Genomic DNA, 19,454 nt, shown 5'->3' with positions numbered 1-19,454 from the left:
GGCCGTGGTCACCCCAATGGGGCAGCCCGGGGGTGGGCGGCGGGGGCGGCCGCCGGGGTGTCGCGGGCCGCCGGGGCGGGCGGAAAAGGGCAGGTCAGAGGCCCGGCCGACGGGGCCGGACCGGGGTTGACGGGCCCGCGGACTTCCACCACCCTTCCACTAATCGAATAGTGAAAGGGTACTTTGCCGATGCCACTGGCCGCCGCCACTCCCCCGTCCGCCGCTTCACCTGCCGACCCGACCGCCGACCCGATCGCCGACCCGACCGCCGGACTCCGGACGCGGGCGGCGGGGCTGGCGGGCCCGCTGCTGCGCCGTCCGGCCGCGCCGGCCTGGGGGTTGGCGGCGGGGTTCGCCGCGCTCTACCTCTGCGTCGCCGTCAACCGGTACCGGCGCGGGCTCAGCAAGGCGTACGACCTGGGCATCTTCGAGCAGGCCGTACGGGCGTACGCGCACGGGCAGGCGCCGATCGTCCCGTTGAAGGGGCCCGGCTACCACCTGCTCGGGGACCACTTCCATCCGCTGATCGCCGTGCTGGCGCCGTTCTACCGGGTCTTTCCGAGCCCGTTGACGCTGGTGGCGGCGCAAGCCGTGCTGATGGCGCTGGCCGTGGTGCCGCTCACCCGCTGGGCGCACGAGGTGGCCGGGGCGCGGGTGGCGCTGGTCGTGGGGTGCGCGACCGGGGCGTCGTGGGGGATCGTGCGGGCCGCGGCGGACGACTTCCACGAGATCGCGTTCGCGGTGCCGCTGCTGGCGTTCGCCGCCGTCGCGCTCGGCCGCCGCCGACCGCTGGCCGCCGCGCTCTGGTCGCTGCCGCTGCTGCTGGTGAAGGAGGACCTCGGGCTGACGGTGGCCGCCGTCGGCCTGCTGATCGCCTGGCGGGCCCGGCGGGAGCGGCGCACGCCGGTGCCCGGGCTGGTGCTCGCGGTCGTCGGCGTCGTGGCGACGGCGCTGGTCGTGCTCGTCGTGCTGCCGTCGTTCAACCCGCACGGGGGCTTCGACTACTGGCAGCAGTTGGGCGGGGGCGCCCGGGCCCCGTTCTGGGCGCTGCCGTTGCGGCTCGGCTGGCCTCCGGTGAAGTGGCTGCTGCTGTTCCTGCTGGCCGCCACCACCGGTTTCCTGGGGCTGCGTTCGCCGCTGGTGCTGCTCTGCGTCCCCACCCTGGGCTGGCGGCTGCTCTCCACCAACCCGCACTACTGGGGCGTCAGTTACCACTACAGCGCGGTGCTGATGCCGGTCCTGTTCGCCGCCCTGGTCGACGCGGTGCGCCGGACCGGCGGAACGAGCGGCGCGGGCGGAGCGGCCGGGGCGGGGCGGCGGGTGCGGCGCGGGCTGGCGGTGACCGTGCTGGTGGCGGTGGTGACGCTGCCGCTGTACCCGCTGCACGAGGTGGTGATGCCCGAGGCGTGGCGGACCTCGCCGCGGGTGGCCGAGGCCCGGGCGATGCTCCGGCTGGTGCCCGACGGCGCCGCGGTGGCCGCCTCCAACCGGCTGGCCGCCCAGCTCACCTCCCGGGCGGACGTCACCCTGGTGTGCCGGGCGCCGGTCGGCGCGGGCCCGCAGTGGGTGGCCGTGGACCTGCGCGATCCGAGCGTGAAGGCCCCGTGCGCCACCGCCGACACCGCCCGGATGCTGGCGTTCTACCGGGGGGCGGGCTACCTGCCGCGGTTCGAGCGGGACGGACTGCTGCTGCTCGAACGGCCCTGACGCCGCCTCACCCCCCCTGGACGGTCGGCGACCCGCCGCCGGCCCGGCTTGACCCCCGCGCCGCAGTGGGCCACCATTCCACCATTGAACTAGTGAAAGGCCACAACAGGCGTGATCGGGTGACCGGATGATCGAGTACCGCATCGACCGGCGCAGCGGCGTCTCCACCTACCAGCAGATCGTGCAGCAGACCAAGCAGGCCCTGCGGCTCGGCCTGCTGGAGCCCGGGGACAAGTTGCCGACCGCCCGCGAGGTGGTCGAGCTGACCGCGATCAACCCCAACACCGTGCTGAAGGCGTACCGCGAGCTGGAGCGCGAGGGGCTGGTCGAGCCCCGGCCGGGGCTCGGGACCTTCGTCCGGCGTTCGCTGGCGCGGCCGGAGGCGGCGGCCGACGGCCCGCTGCGCGGGGAGCTGGTCGACTGGGTGGACCGGGCCCGCGCGGCGGGGCTGGAGCGCGAGGACGTCGCCGCCCTGGTGGCGTCGGTGCTGGACCAGCGCTTCGGGGCGCCGGATTCCGCCGGGTGACGGCGCGCCGGTGACCGGCGCGACGGCGATCTCCCGGGTGATGCCCGGGACCGAACGGAGGCGTCCCGGGTGCTGCCCGCGGCGCCGGAACGAGAAGCGAGCGAGGGGGACCGGGTGAACGACCCGACAAGCGTGGTTCCGGCGCTGGAGGCCGCCGGGCTCGGCCTGCGCTACCGGGGCGAATGGGCCCTGCGCGACTGCGACTTCACCGTCCCGGCCGGGCGGATCAGCGGCGTGGTGGGCCCCAACGGCGCGGGGAAGAGCACCCTGCTCGCCCTCGCCGCCGGCCTGCTGGCGCCGGACGCGGGCGGGTTGCGCGTCCTCGGCGAGCCGGCCGGCGCACCGGGGCTGCGGGCCCGGGTCGCCTACGTGGCGCAGGACAAGCCGCTGTACCCGGGCCTCACCGTCGCCGAGACGCTCCGGATGGGCCGCGAGCTCAACCCGGTCTGGGACGAGGAGGGCGCCCGGCGGATCGTCGAGCAGGGCGAGTTGCGGCTCCGGGCCCGGGTCGGTTCGCTCTCCGGCGGCCAGCGCACCCGGGTCTCGCTGGCGCTGGCCCTGGGCAAGCGCGCCGACCTGCTGCTGCTGGACGAGCCGATGTCCGACCTCGACCCGCTGGCCCGGCACCAGTTGATGGGCACGCTGATGTCGGTCGTCGCCGAGCGCGGCACCACGGTCGTGGTCTCCTCCCACATCCTGCCGGAGCTCGACGGCGTCATCGACCACCTGCTGCTCGTCCAGGGCGGCCGGGTCCGGCTCTCCGGGGACCTGGAGGACGTCCTGGACGGCCACCGGCTGCTCACCGGCCCGGTCACGGGGCCCGAGCTCCCGGAGCACCTGGTCGTCGAGCGGCGGGTCGGCGGGCGCCGGGCCACCGCGCTGGTGCGCGGCGCCGGGCCGTTCGACGAGGGGTGGCAGAGCGAGCGCCCCGGGCTGGAGGAACTGCTGCTCGGCTACCTCCGCTCCCCCGGCAGCGCTCACGCGCGCGGCGGCAACGGCGGGGACGACAGGAACGACGAGCACGAGGAGAGGGCGGCATGAGCACCGACGTCCTGACCGGTCCGGCGAAGCCCGCCGCAGCCCCGGGGCGACCGTCCGCGCGCGCTCCCCGGCTCCGCGGCCTGCTGTGGCTGTCGCTGCGCCAGAACCGGGTGGTGCTGCGGGTGCTGGCGGTGCTGCTGGTGCTGGTCTCGGCGGACCTGGTGTGGCTGCACGTCTCGATCGGGCACATCGTGGGCGTGCTGCGGCGGACCGGCTGCTACGCCCCCGAAACGTGGGACGGCACGACCTGCTGGATCCTGCTCGCGCCGATCAGCCGCCCGAACTTCTGGTACTTGTCCGTCCTGCAGCCGCTGGCCGCCGCGCTCCCGCTGCTGCTGGGGGTGTTCGTCGGCGCGCCGCTGCTGGCCCAGGAGTACGAGCGCGGCACGATCCGGTTGGTCCGGGCCCAGTCCGTCGGCCCCGCCCGCTGGCTGGCGGCCCGCCTCGCCGTCCCCGGTGTCGCCGTGCTGGTGGTCAGCGGGGTGTTCGCCTGCCTGATGACCTGGGTGTGGTGGACGGACATCGTGCACGGGCCGGTCGCCTTCGACCCGCCGTTCCAGGCCTTCACCTACCCGGCGCTGGGGGTGGCGCCGGTGGCGTGGTCGCTGTTCGCCCTCGCGCTGGGCGTCCTGGTCGGCCAGCTGTGCCGCCGGGTGGTGCCCGCGATGCTCCTGACCGGGGCGCTGGTGGCGGCCCTCGGCGGCCTGGCCTTCTGGGCCCGGCCGCACTTCTGGCCCGCCGTCGAGGCGACCGGCCCGGTCGGCACCTACCAGCCGACCAACGCCTGGCTGGTCGACCGGATGCTGGTGCTGGCGGACGGCTCGCGGGTGCGCACCTCGGCCTGCCTCGACTCGGACCCCTGCGCGAAGGCCGACACCGTGTGGCTGCGCTACCACCCGGCCGGGCACCTGGTGCCGGTCCAACTGGTGGAGGCCGGGGGGCTGCTGCTGCTCACGGTGGCCGTCCTGGCCGTGGTCTTCCGGCGCTTGCGGCGTTCCTAGCTGTTCCACAGTTCCCCGGCCCCCGCACACCGGACGTGCGGGGGGCCGGGGAGCTGTGGGAGTCAGCCGGTCGGGTCGGTGGTCAGCATCCGGAAGTCGTAGGCCCGCGGGAGGTCCGGGCCCGGTTCCGGGTCGGTGCCGGAAGTGGCGCGGCGGTGGGCGAACCAGAGTTCGTGCAGGGAGCCTTCGCCCTCGCGGAGGTCGGCGATCTCGATGCCTTCGTGCAAAAGCCGTCCGCAGCGTTCCACGTCTCCGCTGTCGAGGGCGGCGCGGGCCTCCGTCCAGCGGGCCCGGCCGGTGGCGCGCTGGGCCGGGGTCAGGGCGTCGAGGTGGTCCAGGACTTCCCGGGGGTGGCCGGCCCGGAGCAGCAGGGCGGTGCTCTCCAGGACGAGCGGCAGCAGGGCGGGGGCGTGCCGGAGGGCCTGCCGGTAGGCGTGGGCGGCTTCGTCGAGGTCGCCGGTGCGGTCGGCGAGGGCGGCGAGGTTGCGCCAGGCCCAGGCGGTGGGGTGCCGGTCGAGGGAGCGCTGCCAGCAGGCGCGGGCGCTGTCGTGGTCGCCGCGGTGGGCGTGCAGGGTGCCGAGGTGGAGGTGGGCGAGCCAGGTGTCGGCGGCGGTCAGCGGGGGGATCCAGGCGGGGTCGCTCTGGTGGGAGGCGGGGGGTTGGCGGGGGTCGCCGGGGTCGAGGGTGCCGTGGGTGAGGAGTTCGAGCCAGGGGGCCTGTTCGGGGCCGAGGGTGTCGGCGGGGAAGGGGGTGCCGGGGGTGGGCAGGGGGTCCTGGCCGGTGTGGGCGCGGCGGCGTTCCTCTAGGGCGCCCCAGCCGGAGCCGGCCTGCAGGATCAGGTCGGGGGCGCGGTCGGCCCAGTGGGCGGCGGCTTCGAGTTCGGCGTCCAGCAGGTGGGGCGGGAGGAGGGTGTCGAGGGCGTGTTCGGCGGCGTCGCGGGCGGCGGTCCAGTCCTCGCCGTGGACGGCGGCGGGGTCGGCTTCGAGCAGGCCGTAGGCCTCGGTCCAGGCCCAGCGGGCGCCGGCCGGCATCGGGAGGTGTTCGAGCTGGGTGCGGGCGAGGCCGGCCTGGATCTCCAGGTAGCCGGTGCCCGGTCCGGCGAGCCACTCCTGCCAGTGCCGGCCGCCGGGGCCCTGGCCCCAGAGGAAGAGTTTGCGGCCGCGCAGCCGTTCGGTGGAGGTCTGGACCAGGCCGCGGCCGTCCGCGTCGAGGGCGGCGATCCAGCGGCGCCGGCCGGCCGGGAGGTCGAAGAAGTAGTCGGCGGCGTCGCGGGAGCGGGTGGTGCGGCTGAGGTCGGTGCCGTGCGGGGCGGGGAGGTCGACCCGGCGGACCTTGCGGTCGTAGCTGAACTGCCAGGCGGCGTCGGCGGGGGCGAGGACGCGGACGTCGGGGGCTTCGGGGACGGCGATGTTGGACCACCAGTACACCGGGACGGTGTGCGGGTGCGGGTTGGTGATCCGGACGTGGACCAGCAGGACCGGGGAGTCGTCCGGGAGGCAGGCGTCGATCTGGAAGACGGTGCCGCGGATCCGCTCGTACTCCCACATCCGCAGCACCGGGGTGCCGTCGGGGCGGGTGAGGCGGGCGGTGTGCAGGGGTTCGCAGGTGGTGGGGGCGTGGCCGATGGTGCCAGTGTTCCATTCGACGCCGCCGGCCAGCCAGGCTCCGCGCAGGGCGAGGTTGGCGGGTTGGAACACCGGGTTGCGGAAGAGGAGTTCGCGGCCGGTGGGCTTGTGGACCAGCGACTGGAGCCGGCCGCCGGCGCCGAGCAGGAAGACCGCCCGCAGGGTGTCGTTCTCCAGGACGGCCACGGGGTGTTCGGCGGGGGCCCGTTCGCGGGTGTAGCCGTCCTGGACCAGGTAGGGCAGGACGGAGGGCACCCGGCCGTAGCCGATGTTGTGGCGCATCTCCTCGTCGGCCTCGCCGGTGTCCTCGACCTGGTGGAGGTCGGCGCCGGTGAACAGCGGGGGGAGGGGGTTGACGGGGCCGACCGGTGCGGTCGGCAGCGTCAGGGTGGCAAGCCGCAGCTCACTCATCTGTGGGTCTGCCTTCTGGGGATCGGGGTGGCGGGCCGCTGCCCGGTGGGGGTCCGCGGCCCGGCGCGGGCGGGCTACTTGACGCTGCCGGAGGTGAGTCCGGCCTTCCAGTAGCGCTGCAGCAGGAGGAACATCAGCACGATCGGGACGACCGAGAGCAGGGCGCCGGTGATGATCAGGTTGTAGGGGACGGTCTGGCCGCGCTGTTCCTTCCAGGCGACCAGGCCGACGGTGACCGGCTGCAGGCGGTTGTCGGCGAGCATCAGCGAGGGCAGCAGGTAGTTGGTCCAGATCGTCACGAACTGGAACAGGCCGACGGTGACCAGCGAGGGCTGCAGGATCCGCAGGGCGACGGAGCGGAAGATCCTGAACTCGCCCGCGCCGTCGATCCGTCCGGCCTCCAGCAGTTCGTCGGGGACCGCGGCGGCGGCGTAGATCCGCGACAGGTACACCCCGAACGGGCTGACCACGCTGGGGATGAACACCGCCCAGAAGGTGTTGACCACGTGGGTGGCGGAGAACATCAGGTACAGCGGCAGGGCGAACAGCGGGGCGGGCAGCAGGACGGCGCCCAGCACGGTGTTGAAGACCGCCTCGCGGCCGCGGAAGGCGTACTTGGCCAGCGCGTAGCCCGCCATCGCGGACAGCAGGGTGGCGACGAGGGCGCCGCCGACGGCGTAGAGCAGGCTGTTGAGCAGCCAGCGGCCGTAGATGCCGTCCTGGACGCCGAGCAGGTCGGAGACGTTGCGGACGAGTTCGATCCGGCCGGCGAACCAGAAGCCGTTGCCGGTGAACAGGTCGCTGCTGCCCTTGGTGGCCGAGACCACCAGCCACCAGACCGGGAGCAGCGAGTAGAGCGCCGCGAGCACCAGGACGGCGAGCACGCCGATCCGGCCGGCGGGGTTCGCGGCCCGGCGCGGGCCCTTCGTGGCGTCCTTCACTGGGCTGCTCCGCGCTTGTTGACGAACCGCATGAATCCGAACGAGAGGACGAAGATCACCAGTGCGAGGAGCACCGAACGCGCGGCGGCCGCCTGGTAGTTGTTGGCCGCCACCTCATTCTGCGCGGCCATGATCGGGGTCCAGTCGCCGGACAGGTTCGGGGCGACGGCCCGCATGATGACGGGCTCGTTGTATAGCTGCGCCATGCCGATGATCGAGAACACCGTGCTCATCACCAGGGCGGGCCGCACCATCGGGATCTTGATGTGCCAGGCGAGCCGCCAGCCGGTGCAGCCGTCGAGTTCGGCCGCCTCGGCGTACTCGCCGGGGATCGCCTTCAGCGCCGAGTGGATGACGATCATGTTGTAGCCGGTCCAGCCCCAGGTGAGCATGTTGCCCACCGCCCAGGGCAGCGCGCCGTCGGAGGTGAAGTCGACGTGCAGGCCGATCCCGGCCAGCGCCCGGGCGATCGGGCTGACGTCCGGCTGGTAGAGGAAGGACCACATCAGGCCGCCGATCACGCCGGGGACGGCGTACGGCAGGAAGAAGGCGAGCCGGAAGAAGCGCTTGCCCGGGGTGCGGCGGCCGTCGAGCAGCAGGGCCAGCACCAGGGCCAGGCCGAGCATCAGCGGCACCTGGACGGCGCCGATCAGCAGCACCCGGAGCACCGCGGAGGTGAAGGCGCGGTCGGCCAGTGCCTCGGTGTAGTTGGAAAGGCCGGTGAAGACGGTGGTGGGGGGTGTCAGCCCGAGGCCGGAGCGGTGCAGTTTGAACAGGCTCTGGTGGAGGGCGTAGCAGATCGGCGCGACGAAGGTGAGCAGGAACAGCGCGCCGAACGGGAGGAGGAAGCCCAGCGGTGCCCAGCGGCGCGGGCCGGTGGTGCGCGGCCGGGCGGCCTTCGGCGGCGGGGTGGGCCCGGTGCGCTCGTGCGGGCGCACCGGGGCGGGGGTGGTGGGGGTGGTGGGGTGCATGGTCAGCCGGCGTCCATGCCCTGGGTCTTCATCTCGGCCAGGGTCTGGGCCTGGGTGTCGGCCAGGGCGGCGTCGAGGGTGGTGGTGCCGGTGCCCGCCTTGCCGAGGCCGTCGGCGAGCGCGCCGGAGGTCTTGGTCATCACCGGGCCCCACTGGAAGCCGGGGTCGACGTGGGTGGCGCTGTCCTTGAAGACGTCGAAGATCCGCTGGCCGCCGAAGAAGGGGTTGGGTTCGGCGAGGGCCGGGTTGTCCAGGCCGGTGAGGGCGGCGGGGTAGATGCCGGTCTCCTTGATCAGGTTGCCGGTGCTGGCCTGGTCGGTGCCGAACCAGTGGGCGAACTCGACGGCTTCCTTGGTGTGCTTGCAGCCCTTGAGCACCGCGTTGGGGGTGCCGCCGGCGTTGCCGGCCGCGGGGTGGCGGCGTCCCAGACGGGCATCGGGGCGACGGCCCAGTTGCCGGCGGTCTGCTTGACGCTGTCGGCGAGGATCGGAGTGTCCCAGACGGCGTTGACGTCGGAGAGGATGGTGCCCTCGCCCATGCCCTTGTAGAGGGCGCTGTCGAAGCTCGGCACGACCTTGACCAGCTTCCGGTCGATCAGGTCCTGCCAGAAGGCGGTGACCTTCCTGGTCGCCGGGTCGTCCAGGTCGACGGTCCACTTGTCGCCGCTGGTGCCGAACCACTTGGCGCCGGCCTGCCAGGCGAGGCCGGCGAAGTTGTAGGCGTCGTTGCCGAAGTAGCCGATGTAGGCGTTCGGGTCGGCGGCGTGGATGGTGGCGGCGTCGGCGGCGTACTCGGCCCAGGTCTTGGGGGCCTGCTGGATGCCGTACTTGGCGAACAGGTCCTTGCGGTAGACCAGCGCCATCGGGGCGATGTCGACCGGCAGGCCGTAGGTGTGCCCGGCGACCCCGGACTGGGCGAACGCCCAGGGCACGTACTCCTTGGCGTAGGGCGCGGTCTCGGCGGTGGCGTCCTGGAGGGCTCCGGCGGCGGCGAAGGTGGGCAGCGTCTCGAAGCCGACGCTGGCCAGGCAGGGGGCGTTGCCGGCCTTCACGGCGCTGAGCAGCTTGGTGTAGCCGCCCTTGGCGCCGGGCGAGATCTTGCTGTAGGTGACCTTGACGTCGGGGTGGGTGGAGTTGAAGAGCTCGACGGACTTCTCGTAGCCGGGGGCCCAGCCCCAGAACTCGATGGTGACCGGTCCGGAGGCCCGGCCCGTCGATCCGTCCGATCCGCAGGCGGCGGTGCCGGCCAGGGAGGCGATCGCCACGGCGAGGGTGACGGTTCTGAGCGCGCGGTTCTTCATGGGGGTCCTCTGCTGCTGCCGGCCGCGGGCGGACTCGGCCCCGGCGCGGCGGTGGGGGCCCGTTGAACGCCTCGGGCCGTTATTTCGGCTAGTGTGTTAATTAAGGGTCGGGGCTGTCAAGGGGTGCGGCGGGCCGTTGCGCAACCGCGACGGACGGCCGCCGCCGTCGACGGCCGCAGGCAATCTGCCTGGGGAAAGGGCGAATTGGGCTGCCCGACCCCTCCCCCCGGGCGTCCGCGGGGGCGCTTGCCGCGGCGGGCGGCGATCGGCGGTCAGCGTTATTTCATGTGGTGCCTGAACTAATATGTCCAAGGTCAACACCGGCCCCCGGCGGGCCGCGGAACGAGGAGAGCACGTGCGACAGACGCAGCGCGGCACAACCGGTACGGTCGGCCCGGCGGGCGCCATCCTGGCGGGCCACCCCGAGGTGGCCGACAAGGCCTCGCTGCGCCGCACCAACCTCGGCGTGCTGCTGCGCCACCTGCGCGAGGGCGGCGCCCAGTCCCGCACCCACCTCGCCGCCGCGAGCGGCCTGCCCAAGGCGACCGTCTCGGTGCTGGTCGCCGAGCTGATCCAGCGCGGCCTGGTCCGCGAGGGCGAGCTCGACCGGGCCGGGGCGGTGGGCCGCCCGCACCGGATGGTCGAGCTGGACGGCCGCTGGATCTGCGGCGTCGGCGCCGAGATCGGGCCCGACCACCTCACCGTGCTCGCCCTCGACCTGCGCGGCGACGTGGTCCACCAGGGCCGCCGCCCCCTCGACGTGCCCGCGCTCACCCCGCAGGCCGCCCTGCACGAGGTGGCCGACCTGGTCGCGGACTGCCTCAGCGCGGTGGCCGGGCGCGGCATGCGCGCCGTCGGGATCACCCTGGTCACCCAGGGCTCGGTCGACAGCGCGGCCGGGACGGTCACCGTGGCCACCAACTTCGGCTGGCGCGACGTGCGGGCCGTGCCCGAGCTGCGCGCCCGGCTGGGGCGGCACGCGCCGCCCGTCCTGCTGGAGAACGACGCCGAGTCCGGCGCCCTCGCCGAGTACCTGGCCGTCCCCGGCGCCGACACCCGCGAACTCGTCTACGTCACCGGCGGGATCGGCGCCGGCGGGGCCGGCATCTCCGGCGGCCGGCTGCTGCGCGGCTCCGAGATCGGCCACATGAAGCTCGACCGGCTCGACCGGCCGTGCGGCTGCGGGCGCACCGGCTGCTGGGAGGTCGCGGTCGGGCTGCAGGCGCTGCTGGACGCCGCCGCCGACCCGGCCGACCGGGTCCACGACCGCTCGGTCGACCTGGCCGAGCGGCTCGGCGACCTGCTGGCGCGGGCCGACGCCGGGGACCCGCGCACGCTCGGCGCGCTGGCCGCCGTCGCCGACGACCTGGCCCTCGGGCTCAGCGTCCTGGTGGACGTGCTGAACCCGCCGCGGATCGTGCTGGGCGGCTACTTCGCGGTCTTCGGCCGCTACCTGGTCGGCCCCGCGCAGGAGTTCCTGGACCGCCGGCGGATCGCGCCCGGCTCCCAGCAGGTGGTGGTCTCGGCCTCCGGGCTCGGCCTGTCCAACGCCGCCCGGGGCGGTGCGCACCTGGCGCTGGAGGGATCTTCCAGGACCCGTCGGACGTCCCGCTCCGGCCGGAGCCGGCCGACGGCGACGGGCCCTGGTGAGGCCGCCGTCCGCCGGGTGCGCGTTCGGGTGCGGACCGGAGCTCCTTCGCGCATTTTTTGATCGAGCATGTTGACTTTTGATTGTTAGCGGCGCAGATACTTCACTCTCGAACACGCCGGAGCCTTCAGGCGCCTTCAGGTGCCTTCAGGTGCCTTCCGAAGCCTGCCGAAGCGCTCCGATGCACTCCGAGAGCCCCCTCAGCCGAAGGACTGCCCGTTGATGAGCACTCCCCTGCGCAGAACCCTGGCCACCGCCGCCGCGGCGGCCCTCGCCTGCCTCGCCGCGGGCCTGCCCGCCCCGGCGTCGGCGGCGGCGCCGCCCGCCGCGACCTACACGGTCGGCGTCAGCGCCCCCGTCCCGTTCGGGCACCCCACCGACACGCCCGCCGTCCCCTACCTCGACAAGGACGGCACGTTCTACTACCAGCAGTCCGCCGCGCTCTACGGCGCGAACGACCCCCGCAGGTGGGACTTCTACACCGGCGCCGACTTCGACGGCGCCGCCTTCTCCAGCACCCTCGGCGACTCCGCCGACCCGGCCGACCCGAAGGACCGCAACAGCGACACCACCCGGCGCTGCAACAACAGCCCCACCGGCCTGACGGCCAGTTACGCCCCGGCCGGCAGCAGCTACGCGCAGAAGAACTACTGCGACCTCTCGGGGATCTGGATCGACCCGGACACCGGCGACTGGTACGGCCTGGTCCACAACGAGTTCTCCCCGCAGCCCTTCGGGGACGGCCTGCACTTCGACGCGATCGACTACGCGGTCTCCACCGACCAGGGCCGCACCTGGAAGATCCGCGACCACGTGGTCACCTCGCCCTACCGCACCGCCCGCGGCGACACCGCCCAGTTCCCGAACCAGACGTACTACTACGGCGACGGCGACCAGCGCCTGCTCGTCGACACCGCGTCCGGCTACTTCTACCTCTTCTACGGCTCCCGGGTGGTCGACAAGAGCGGCGGCTGGAAGGCGTTCCACGAGCACGTGGCGCGCGCCCCGATCTCCGGCAAGATGGCGCCCGGCTCCTGGCAGAAGTGGTACGACGGCGCGTGGAGCGAGCCGGGCGTCGGCGGCCGGGAGTCCTCGATGGTGCCGGTCGGGCCGTCCGGCGGCACCGGCTACGTCCCGCCGTCCGGCGAGTACGACCCGGCCAACACCGGCACCTCCGCGCAGCAGATCGCGGCCGGGAAGATGCCCGCAACCTCGCCGCTGTTCGTCATGGACGTCACCTACGACGCCTACCTGGGCCTGTACGTCGGCGAGCCGCAGGCCGTCGACCAGAGCGGCAACGCCCCCCAGCAGTACTACGTCACCGACGACCTCTCCACCCAGAAGTGGTACCTGGCCGGCGACACCGGCGGCTACCGCACCGCGTCCTGGTACCGCTGGTTCCTCGACGGCGGCAACCGGACCAGCTCGCAGATCGTCGGCCGGACCTTCCGCTCCTACTGCTCCTTCGGCTGTTCGAACGGCGCCTCCGGCGAGTACGTGAACACCACCCTCACCTCCACCGCCGCCGCGCCCGCCCCGGTCGACGTGACCCGGGCGTACCGCATCGCCAGCGGCGACGGCCGGGTGCTCGCCCAGGTCGCCGGGTCCGCGGGCACCACCTCGCTGCCCGCGGCCACCGGCAGCGCCCTGGAGTCCTGGACCTTCGCCGCCGTCGGCGACGGCTCCTACCGGATCGCCAACTCCGCCACCGGGCAACTGCTCGGGGTCGACTCCACCGGAACCGCCGGGCGCGCCTGGGGCGCCCGGCCGACCGCCACCGCCGCGCCCGCCGACGGCCCGACCGTCGGCCAGCAGTGGTGGGTCCTCCGGTCGGGCAGCGCCTACCACCTGGTCAACCGCTACAGCGGCCTCGACCTGGCGCTCTCCGCCGCCGCCGGGCGCCCGGCCGAGACCGTCCCGACCCGGACCTGGACCGACACCTCGGGCAGCGCCGTGGGCGGCGGCCGCACCGCGGCCGAGCAGACCCTCGCGCTGACACCGGTGGGCACCGCCGCCGAGGTCGTGACCGTCGCCGCCCCCGGCAGGCAGTCCGGCACCGTCGGCACCGCCGTCTCGCTCCAGCTGAGCGGCACCGACTCGCTGGGCAAGGCGCTCACCTGGTCCGCCACCGGGCTGCCCGCGGGGCTGTCGGTCAGCCCGGCGGGCCTGGTCACCGGCACCCCCACGGCGGTCGGCGCCGCGACGGTCACCGCGACCGCCTCCTCCGGCACCGCCACCGGTTCCACCGCCTTCACCTGGGCGGTGAACCCGGTGCTCGGCGGGTCCCACACCCTGCTGGCCGCGGGCAAGGCCCTCGACGACCCGGGCCACTCCACCAGTACCGGGACGCAGTTCGTCGTCTGGACCCCGAACGGCGGGCCCAACCAGAGCTGGGTCCTCACCCGGCAGGGCGACGGCAGCTACCAGATCACCAACGGCGAGTCCAAGCTCTGCATGGACGTCAGCGGCGGCTCCACCGCGCCGGGCGCCGCGGTCATCCAGTGGACCTGCACCGGCGGCGCCAACCAGCGCTGGCTGGTCGACGCCGTCAGCGGCGGCGGATACACCGTCACCTCCCGGTCGAGCGGCCTGCTGCTGACCGCCGGCTCCACCGCCGACGGCGCCCCGGTCACCCAGCAGGCCGACACCGGCTCGGCGCTCCAGCACTGGTCCGTCGGCTGACCCGCTCCCCCGGCAGCGGTCCGGGCCCGGCGAGTGCGACTCGCCGGGCCCGGACCCCCGGTCACGGGGCGGGGCGTCCCGTCGCGGTGATCTCGGCCGCGCTGGTCCACGGCCCGCGGTTGCCGGCCTCGGTCAGCGCCCGCAGCCGCAGGTAGCGGCCGCGCTTCGCGGTGAACGCGGCCTTCTTGGCGCTCGCGGTGTCGGCGAAGGTCCCGGTGGCCACCGGCGGCCCCCAGTCGGTGGTCGAGTCGGAGACGTACACCTCGTACTGCCCGATCCGCCCGTTGACGCCGCCGTCCTGCCGGGGCAGGTAGCCGAGGCCGTCGACGGCGTAGCGGGCGCCGAGGTCGATCTGGATCTCGTGCGGGAGCGGGGCGGCGATGCTGGACCACTGGGTGTGCCAGATGGTCGCGGAGCTGCCGTCGATGGCGTTGGCGGCGGCGCCGTTCTCGTTGGTGGTCTCCTGGCTGTCGGCGGCGACGACCTTCCAACCGGCCTGCGGGATCGGGCCGCTGGAGGTGACGGGGGTGCCGGCGGGCAGGGTGAGGCCGGTGGCGGTGACGGTGAACGCGCTGTTGACGGCGTGGTCGCCGGCCTTGATCCACAGCGTGCCGGCGCGGTCGGCGGGGTCGAAGTACCAGCCGGTGGCGGCCGCCTGGTAGGCGGCCTTGCCGCTGAGCTTCGGCAGCGCCGTGCCGCCGACCGTGACGGTGCTCGGCGCGGCGGCCGCGTGCACGGTGAACTCGTAGGCCCTGCTGGCGAGTTGCCCGGTGTAGCTGCCGGTGGCGGCACCGACGGCGAGGGTGACGTTCCCGCTGCCCGAGGCCGGTGCGGTGACGTTGACGGTCTGCCGGGCGGACGCGCCGTTCTGGTAGGCCCGGGTGGTGCCGTCGTCCTCGTAGAGGGTGAAGGAGGAGGCGCCGCGCGGGTAGACGTCGTAGGTGAGGGTGGAGACGGGCTTCTCGCCGGTGTAGTTCATCTGCGGCCACATCGGCACCGCCGCACCGGACTTGACGAACAGCGGCAGGGTGTCGAGCGGCGCGCTGTAGCCGTTCAGCCAGCCGGGGCCGGTGTAGACCTTGCCGGTCCAGTAGTCGGTCCAGTCGCCCGCGGGCAGGTAGATGCCGTCGCGGACGGCGGTGTCGCTGACCACGGGGGCGACCAGGAAGGAGTCCCCGGCCATGAACTGACCGCTGGTCAGGTTGCCGCGCGCCACCGGGTCGTCGGGGTACTCCAGCACCATGGCGCGGGTGGCGGGCACGCCGGTGTCGGTGGCGACCCGGCTCATCGTGTACAGGTACGGCATCAGCCGCATCTTCAACTGCAGGTACTTGCGGTTGATCGACAGGTACGGTTCGGCGTACCGCCAGGGCTGCTTGTCGTTGTACCCGGCGGACGGGTTGGTCGCGCCCCAGCCGGACATGGTCATGAACGCCGGGGTGAACGCCTTCCACTGCAGGTCGCGGACGTACGTCTGCGGGCTGCCCGCGTAGATGCCGTCGACGTCCCCGGAGGCGTAGTTGAGGCCGGACAGGCCCGCGCCCGCGATCGACGGGACGTGCCAGCGCATCGCGTCCCAGGTGCCGGAGGTGTCGCCGGTCCACACCACCGCGTTGCGCTGGGTGCCGGCCCAGCCGTCGACCGTCCAGACGAAGCGGCGGCCGTCGGAGTTCTTCTCGATACCGTCGACGGCCTGCTGCACGCCGGTGAAGGCGCCCTTGTAGCCGCCGCCGATCCACGCCACGTCGGTCTTCACCGCGCGCGAACCGGCCGTGCCCACCTCCCAGTTGATGCTGTTCAGGCCGGTGGAGGTCCACAGGCCGGTGTGGACGCCCTGGGCGGCCAGCGAGCTGACGGTGTTCGGCAGGTCGGTGTAGCCGCAGCCGTAGCCGTCGTTGGGCAGGAACCAGCCCGAGGGCATGTCGGCGGCGCGGGCGTCGGTGGCGTAGCCGACCGCGTCGGGGGTGGTCTGGTGGCGCAGCCGGTTGTGGTCGCCGGTGTAGGCGGGGTTGGAAGCGTTGAAGCAGTCGGCGTTGCCGAGTTCGAGTCCCCAGATCGGGGCGAGGAAGGGCTTGCCGGTGACGTCGGTGTAGGCGTTCAGGACGCCCTTGAGCGAGTCCCCGGCGAAGTACCAGGCGTCGAACCGGTTCTCGTTGTGGGTGAGTTGGGTCGGTGCGCCGAAGTTGTAGGAGCCGGGGGCCCAGGTGTTGCGCATCACGCCGTAGCCGTTGGTGGACATGTAGAACGGCGCGGGGCTCGCGTTGCTGTTCTCCGTCCAGGAGTTGGAGACGGAGACCGGGACGGTCTTGTCGCGCAGCGCCCACTCGCCCAGGTGCAGGCCGGTGCCGTAGAACTGCTCGTCGGCGCCGCGCGCGAGGTACTGGGTGGTCTGCTGGTTGGTCCAGCTGGTCGGCTGGGACTCGGCCCAGACCAGGGTGGTGTCGTCCGCCCGGTACAGCGCGAAGGTCAGCGGCGACTTGTTGATCCGCAGGCTGATCGCGGAGGTGCCGATCCGCCAGTAGGCGCCGGCGTCGGTGAGGGTGGCCCCGACGGTGCCGAACGAGGTCCTGACCGCGAGGTCCGCGCCGGCCGGGTCGTTGGTGAAGGTGCCGTCCGGCGAGAGCCAGATCCGGAAGATGTCGGCGCGGGCCACGGTGATCCGGGCGGTGGGCTTGCCGGTGGTGGTGACGGTGAAGGTGTCGCCGGAGCGGGTGACGCCGGTGACGTTGCCGGCCGTGGTGGCGCCGGCGCCCGGCGCCGGGCCGAGGACGGCGAACAGGCTCGCCATCAGCAGGACGGCCAGGCCCAGGGCGGTGCGGCGGGTGCCGGGACTGCCGGGTCGGGGCAGGACGGATCGCATGCGGGGTTCCTCCTCGGAGGGCTGCGGATTCCGGACGGTCGATTTGACCGGTACACATCGCACCAGCGCCTCATCCTGCCGTCAAGTGCTCGATCAGGCACTGTTTCAAGCAGTTTTGCGCACAGCCAGCAAGAATTGCGCACCCGGGGGCGGCGTCCCTGCTCCCCGACGGGGCGTCACCGGGGCGGGGGTGCGCCCCGTCGGCGGGGCGCCGGGTGCGCCGGGGTGTTCCGACGGGCACGATCCCCGTCGGCCTGGCTTCCTTGAAGACGGGGCCCGACAGCGAGCACCCTGACGACCGGATGCCACAGCCGTGGCGGCCGCTCCCCGACTCCGGAAGGCGACTACCGTGAACTCCTCCGACCAGCCCGGGCCGATGGACCCCTCCCCCGCCGGGATCGAGCCGAGCGTCGGCGCCGCGCCGGGCAAGCCCCCGGGCTTCAAGCCCTACCGCCATCCCGCGGCCGGCTGGGGTGCGGCCAAGAGCGTCACGAAGTTCCTGGTCCGCGAGGGCGAGTACCTGGACGGCCCGCGCGCGATCATGAAGATGAACCACGAGGACGGCGGCTTCGACTGCCCGGGCTGCGCCTGGCCCGACGACGTCAAGGGCCTCAAGCTCGACCTGTGCGAGAACGGCATCAAGCACGTCACCTGGGAGATGACCCGCAAGCGGGTGGACCGGGCGTTCTTCGCCGCGCACACCGTCACGGAACTGGCCGGGTGGAGCGACTTCGCGCTGGAGGACCAGGGCCGGCTCACCGAGCCGATGGTGTACGACCCGGCGACCGACCACTACCGGCCGATCTCCTGGCAGGACGCCTTCGAGCTGGTCGGCCGGACGCTGCGGGGGCTGTCCGACCCGAACCGGGCCGCGTTCTACACCTCGGGCCGGCTGGGCAACGAGGCCACCTTCCTCTACCAGTTGATGGCCCGTGAGCTGGGCACCAACAACCTCCCCGACTGCTCCAACATGTGCCACGAGGCCAGCGGCCGGGCCATGCAGGCCGCGCTGGGCACCGGAAAGGGCACGGTGGACCTGAAGGACTGGGAGAGCGCCGACGCGCTGTTCATCCTCGGCGTCAACGCGGCCTCCAACGCGCCCCGGATGCTCACCGCGCTCGCCGGGGCCCACAAGCGCGGTGCGCGGATCGTGCACGTCAACCCGCTGGTCGAGGCCGCCGCCCGGCGCACGATCATCCCGCACGACTTCGTCGACATGGCGCTGAACAAGGCGACCGCGACCAGCAGCCTGAACGTCCAGCCGCGCATCGGCGGCGACATGGCCCTGCTGCGCGGCATGGCCAAGGCCCTGCTGGAGAGCGCCCGCACCGACCCGAAGGCGCTGGACACCCTGTTCGTCGAACGGCACACCAGCGGCTTCGAGGAGTACCGGGCGGTGTGCGAGCGGACGTCCTGGGAGGAGATCGAGCACCAGAGCGGCGTGCCGCGCGCGCAGATCCTCCGGGCCGCCCAGGTGTACCGGGAGGCGGACCGCAGCATCGTCAGCTGGTGCCTGGGCGTCACCCAGCACGAGCACGGGGTGGACACCGTCCGCGAGATCGTCAACCTGCTGCTGCTGCGCGGCAACCTGGGCCGGGAGGGCGCCGGGCCGTCGCCGGTGCGCGGGCACTCCAACGTCCAGGGCAACCGGACCTGCGGGATCGACCACCGGCCGACCGAGGCGTTCCTGGACCGGCTCGGCGCGGTCTGCGGGATCGACCCGCCGACCGCGCACGGCCTGGACACCGTCGCCACCATCGAGGCGATGAACCGCGGCGACGTCGAGGTGTTCGTCGGCATGGGCGGCAACTTCGCCCTCGCCGCCCCCGACACCGCCTACACCTACGCGGGCCTGCGCAACTGCGAGCTGACGGTGCACGTGTCGACCAAGCTGAACCGCAGTCACCTGGTGCACGGGCGGCAGGCGCTGATCCTGCCCTGCCTGGGGCGCACCGAGAAGGACCACCAGCGCGGCGGCGAGCAGCAGACCTCGGTCGAGGACTCGATGAGCATGGTGCACCTCTCCAAGGGCATGAAGCGCCCGGCCTCCCCGCACCTGCTCTCCGAGCCCGCCGTCATCGCGGGCCTGGCCCGCGCGGCGCTGCCGGACAGCGCCACGCCGTGGCAGTGGTACGTCGAGGACTACGACCGGATCCGCGACACCATGGCCGAGGTCCTCGACGGCTTCGAGGACTTCAACCGCCGGGTGCGGCTGCCGCTGGGCTTCCGGATCAGGCAGCCCGCCCGCGAGCTGGTGTTCCTGACGCCGTCGGGGAAGGCCGAGTTCTCGGCGGCGCCGCTGCCGGACGTCGTCCCCGCCCCCGGCACCCTGGCGCTGGGCACGATGCGCTCGCACGACCAGTGGAACACCACCATCTACTCGGACGACGACCGCTACCGGGGCGTCACCAACCTGCGCACCCTGGTCTTCATGAACCGCCAGGACATGCGCGAGCGCCGCCTCGGCGAGTTCGACCCGGTGGACATCACCGCCACCGCCCGGGACGGCTCGACCCGCTCGCTGCACGGCTACCTGGCCGTCCCGTACGACATCCCGCGCGGCTGTGCGGCCGGCTACATGCCGGAGATGAACGTGCTGTGCGCGATCGGCGACTACTCCACCCAGAGCGATCAGCCGATCATGAAGCACCTCAAGGTGACGGTGGTGCCCGCCGCGGACCGCCGGGAGGAGTCCGCCCCGGCCGGGTGACCGGGGGCCGCGGGCACCGCTCCGCTCAGGG

General features: G+C 73.4%; 13 protein-coding genes. 7 read left to right on the top strand and 6 right to left on the bottom strand.

All coding sequences use genetic code 11. The features are described from left to right. The first annotated feature begins 189 nt into the window (after positions 1 to 189). The 4 genes from EDD39_RS36920 to EDD39_RS36905 all read left to right on the top strand — a co-directional run bounded on the left by EDD39_RS36920 (position 190) and on the right by EDD39_RS36905 (position 4,275). A complete protein-coding gene (locus tag EDD39_RS36920) occupies positions 190 to 1,707 on the top strand; it encodes a DUF2079 domain-containing protein (protein ID WP_123563927.1) in 1,518 nt (505 codons plus the stop codon). Positions 1,708 to 1,834: 127 nt separating this feature from the next. Beyond that, the gene (locus EDD39_RS36915; RefSeq protein WP_123563926.1) at positions 1,835 to 2,233 is read left to right on the top strand and encodes a GntR family transcriptional regulator; all 399 of its coding nucleotides are present in this window, start codon (positions 1,835 to 1,837) and stop codon (positions 2,231 to 2,233) included. A 114-nt stretch (positions 2,234 to 2,347) separates the two neighbouring features. After that, positions 2,348 to 3,274: an ATP-binding cassette domain-containing protein gene (locus tag EDD39_RS36910; RefSeq protein WP_208765767.1), complete on the top strand. Its 927-nt coding sequence runs from the start codon at positions 2,348 to 2,350 to the stop codon at positions 3,272 to 3,274. Further along, complete coding sequence (locus tag EDD39_RS36905; RefSeq protein ID WP_123563924.1) at positions 3,271 to 4,275, top strand: hypothetical protein; 1,005 nt, start codon at positions 3,271 to 3,273, stop codon at positions 4,273 to 4,275. Before EDD39_RS36910 ends, EDD39_RS36905 begins: the two co-directional genes overlap by 4 nt. Before the next feature lie 62 nt (positions 4,276 to 4,337). Here EDD39_RS36905 and EDD39_RS42455 read toward each other — a convergent pair whose 3' ends face one another. The 5 genes from EDD39_RS42455 to EDD39_RS36880 all read right to left on the bottom strand — a co-directional run bounded on the left by EDD39_RS42455 (position 4,338) and on the right by EDD39_RS36880 (position 9,523). Beyond that, a complete protein-coding gene (locus tag EDD39_RS42455; RefSeq protein WP_123563923.1) occupies positions 4,338 to 6,311 on the bottom strand; it encodes a DUF5107 domain-containing protein in 1,974 nt (657 codons plus the stop codon). A gap of 74 nt (positions 6,312 to 6,385) precedes the next feature. After that, positions 6,386 to 7,252 carry a carbohydrate ABC transporter permease gene (locus tag EDD39_RS36895; RefSeq protein ID WP_030464689.1) on the bottom strand — a complete coding sequence of 289 codons (867 nt, stop codon included), beginning with the start codon at positions 7,250 to 7,252 and terminating at the stop codon, positions 6,386 to 6,388. Then, the gene (locus EDD39_RS36890) at positions 7,249 to 8,223 is read right to left on the bottom strand and encodes a carbohydrate ABC transporter permease (RefSeq protein ID WP_123563922.1); all 975 of its coding nucleotides are present in this window, start codon (positions 8,221 to 8,223) and stop codon (positions 7,249 to 7,251) included. The genes EDD39_RS36895 and EDD39_RS36890 overlap by 4 nt, the downstream gene beginning before the upstream one ends. 2 nt (positions 8,224 to 8,225) lie before the next feature. Then, the gene (locus EDD39_RS36885) at positions 8,226 to 8,600 is read right to left on the bottom strand and encodes a type 2 periplasmic-binding domain-containing protein (protein ID WP_123563921.1); all 375 of its coding nucleotides are present in this window, start codon (positions 8,598 to 8,600) and stop codon (positions 8,226 to 8,228) included. Further along, entirely contained in the window at positions 8,516 to 9,523 is a 1,008-nt protein-coding gene (locus EDD39_RS36880) for an ABC transporter substrate-binding protein (protein WP_123563920.1), read from the bottom strand. Before EDD39_RS36880 ends, EDD39_RS36885 begins: the two co-directional genes overlap by 85 nt. Before the next feature lie 355 nt (positions 9,524 to 9,878). Between EDD39_RS36880 and EDD39_RS36875 the strand changes: the two genes are divergently transcribed. Continuing rightward, a complete protein-coding gene (locus EDD39_RS36875; RefSeq protein ID WP_208765766.1) occupies positions 9,879 to 11,234 on the top strand; it encodes an ROK family transcriptional regulator in 1,356 nt (451 codons plus the stop codon). Positions 11,235 to 11,393: 159 nt separating this feature from the next. Next, complete coding sequence (locus EDD39_RS36870; RefSeq protein ID WP_123563918.1) at positions 11,394 to 13,853, top strand: RICIN domain-containing protein; 2,460 nt, start codon at positions 11,394 to 11,396, stop codon at positions 13,851 to 13,853. A 61-nt stretch (positions 13,854 to 13,914) separates the two neighbouring features. On the opposite strand, the gene EDD39_RS36865 is transcribed toward EDD39_RS36870, so the two are convergent. After that, positions 13,915 to 16,713: a TIM-barrel domain-containing protein gene (locus tag EDD39_RS36865; RefSeq protein ID WP_208765765.1), complete on the bottom strand. Its 2,799-nt coding sequence runs from the start codon at positions 16,711 to 16,713 to the stop codon at positions 13,915 to 13,917. A gap of 376 nt (positions 16,714 to 17,089) precedes the next feature. On the opposite strand from EDD39_RS36865, the gene EDD39_RS36860 reads away from it, so the two are divergent. Continuing rightward, entirely contained in the window at positions 17,090 to 19,423 is a 2,334-nt protein-coding gene (locus EDD39_RS36860; protein ID WP_123564104.1) for an FdhF/YdeP family oxidoreductase, read from the top strand. Positions 19,424 to 19,454 lie beyond the last annotated feature (31 nt).

It is taken from the genome of Kitasatospora cineracea, from assembly GCF_003751605.1.
Taxonomy (GTDB): Bacteria; Actinomycetota; Actinomycetes; order Streptomycetales; family Streptomycetaceae; genus Kitasatospora; species Kitasatospora cineracea.
This window is presented reverse-complemented; position numbering and strand designations above follow the sequence as displayed.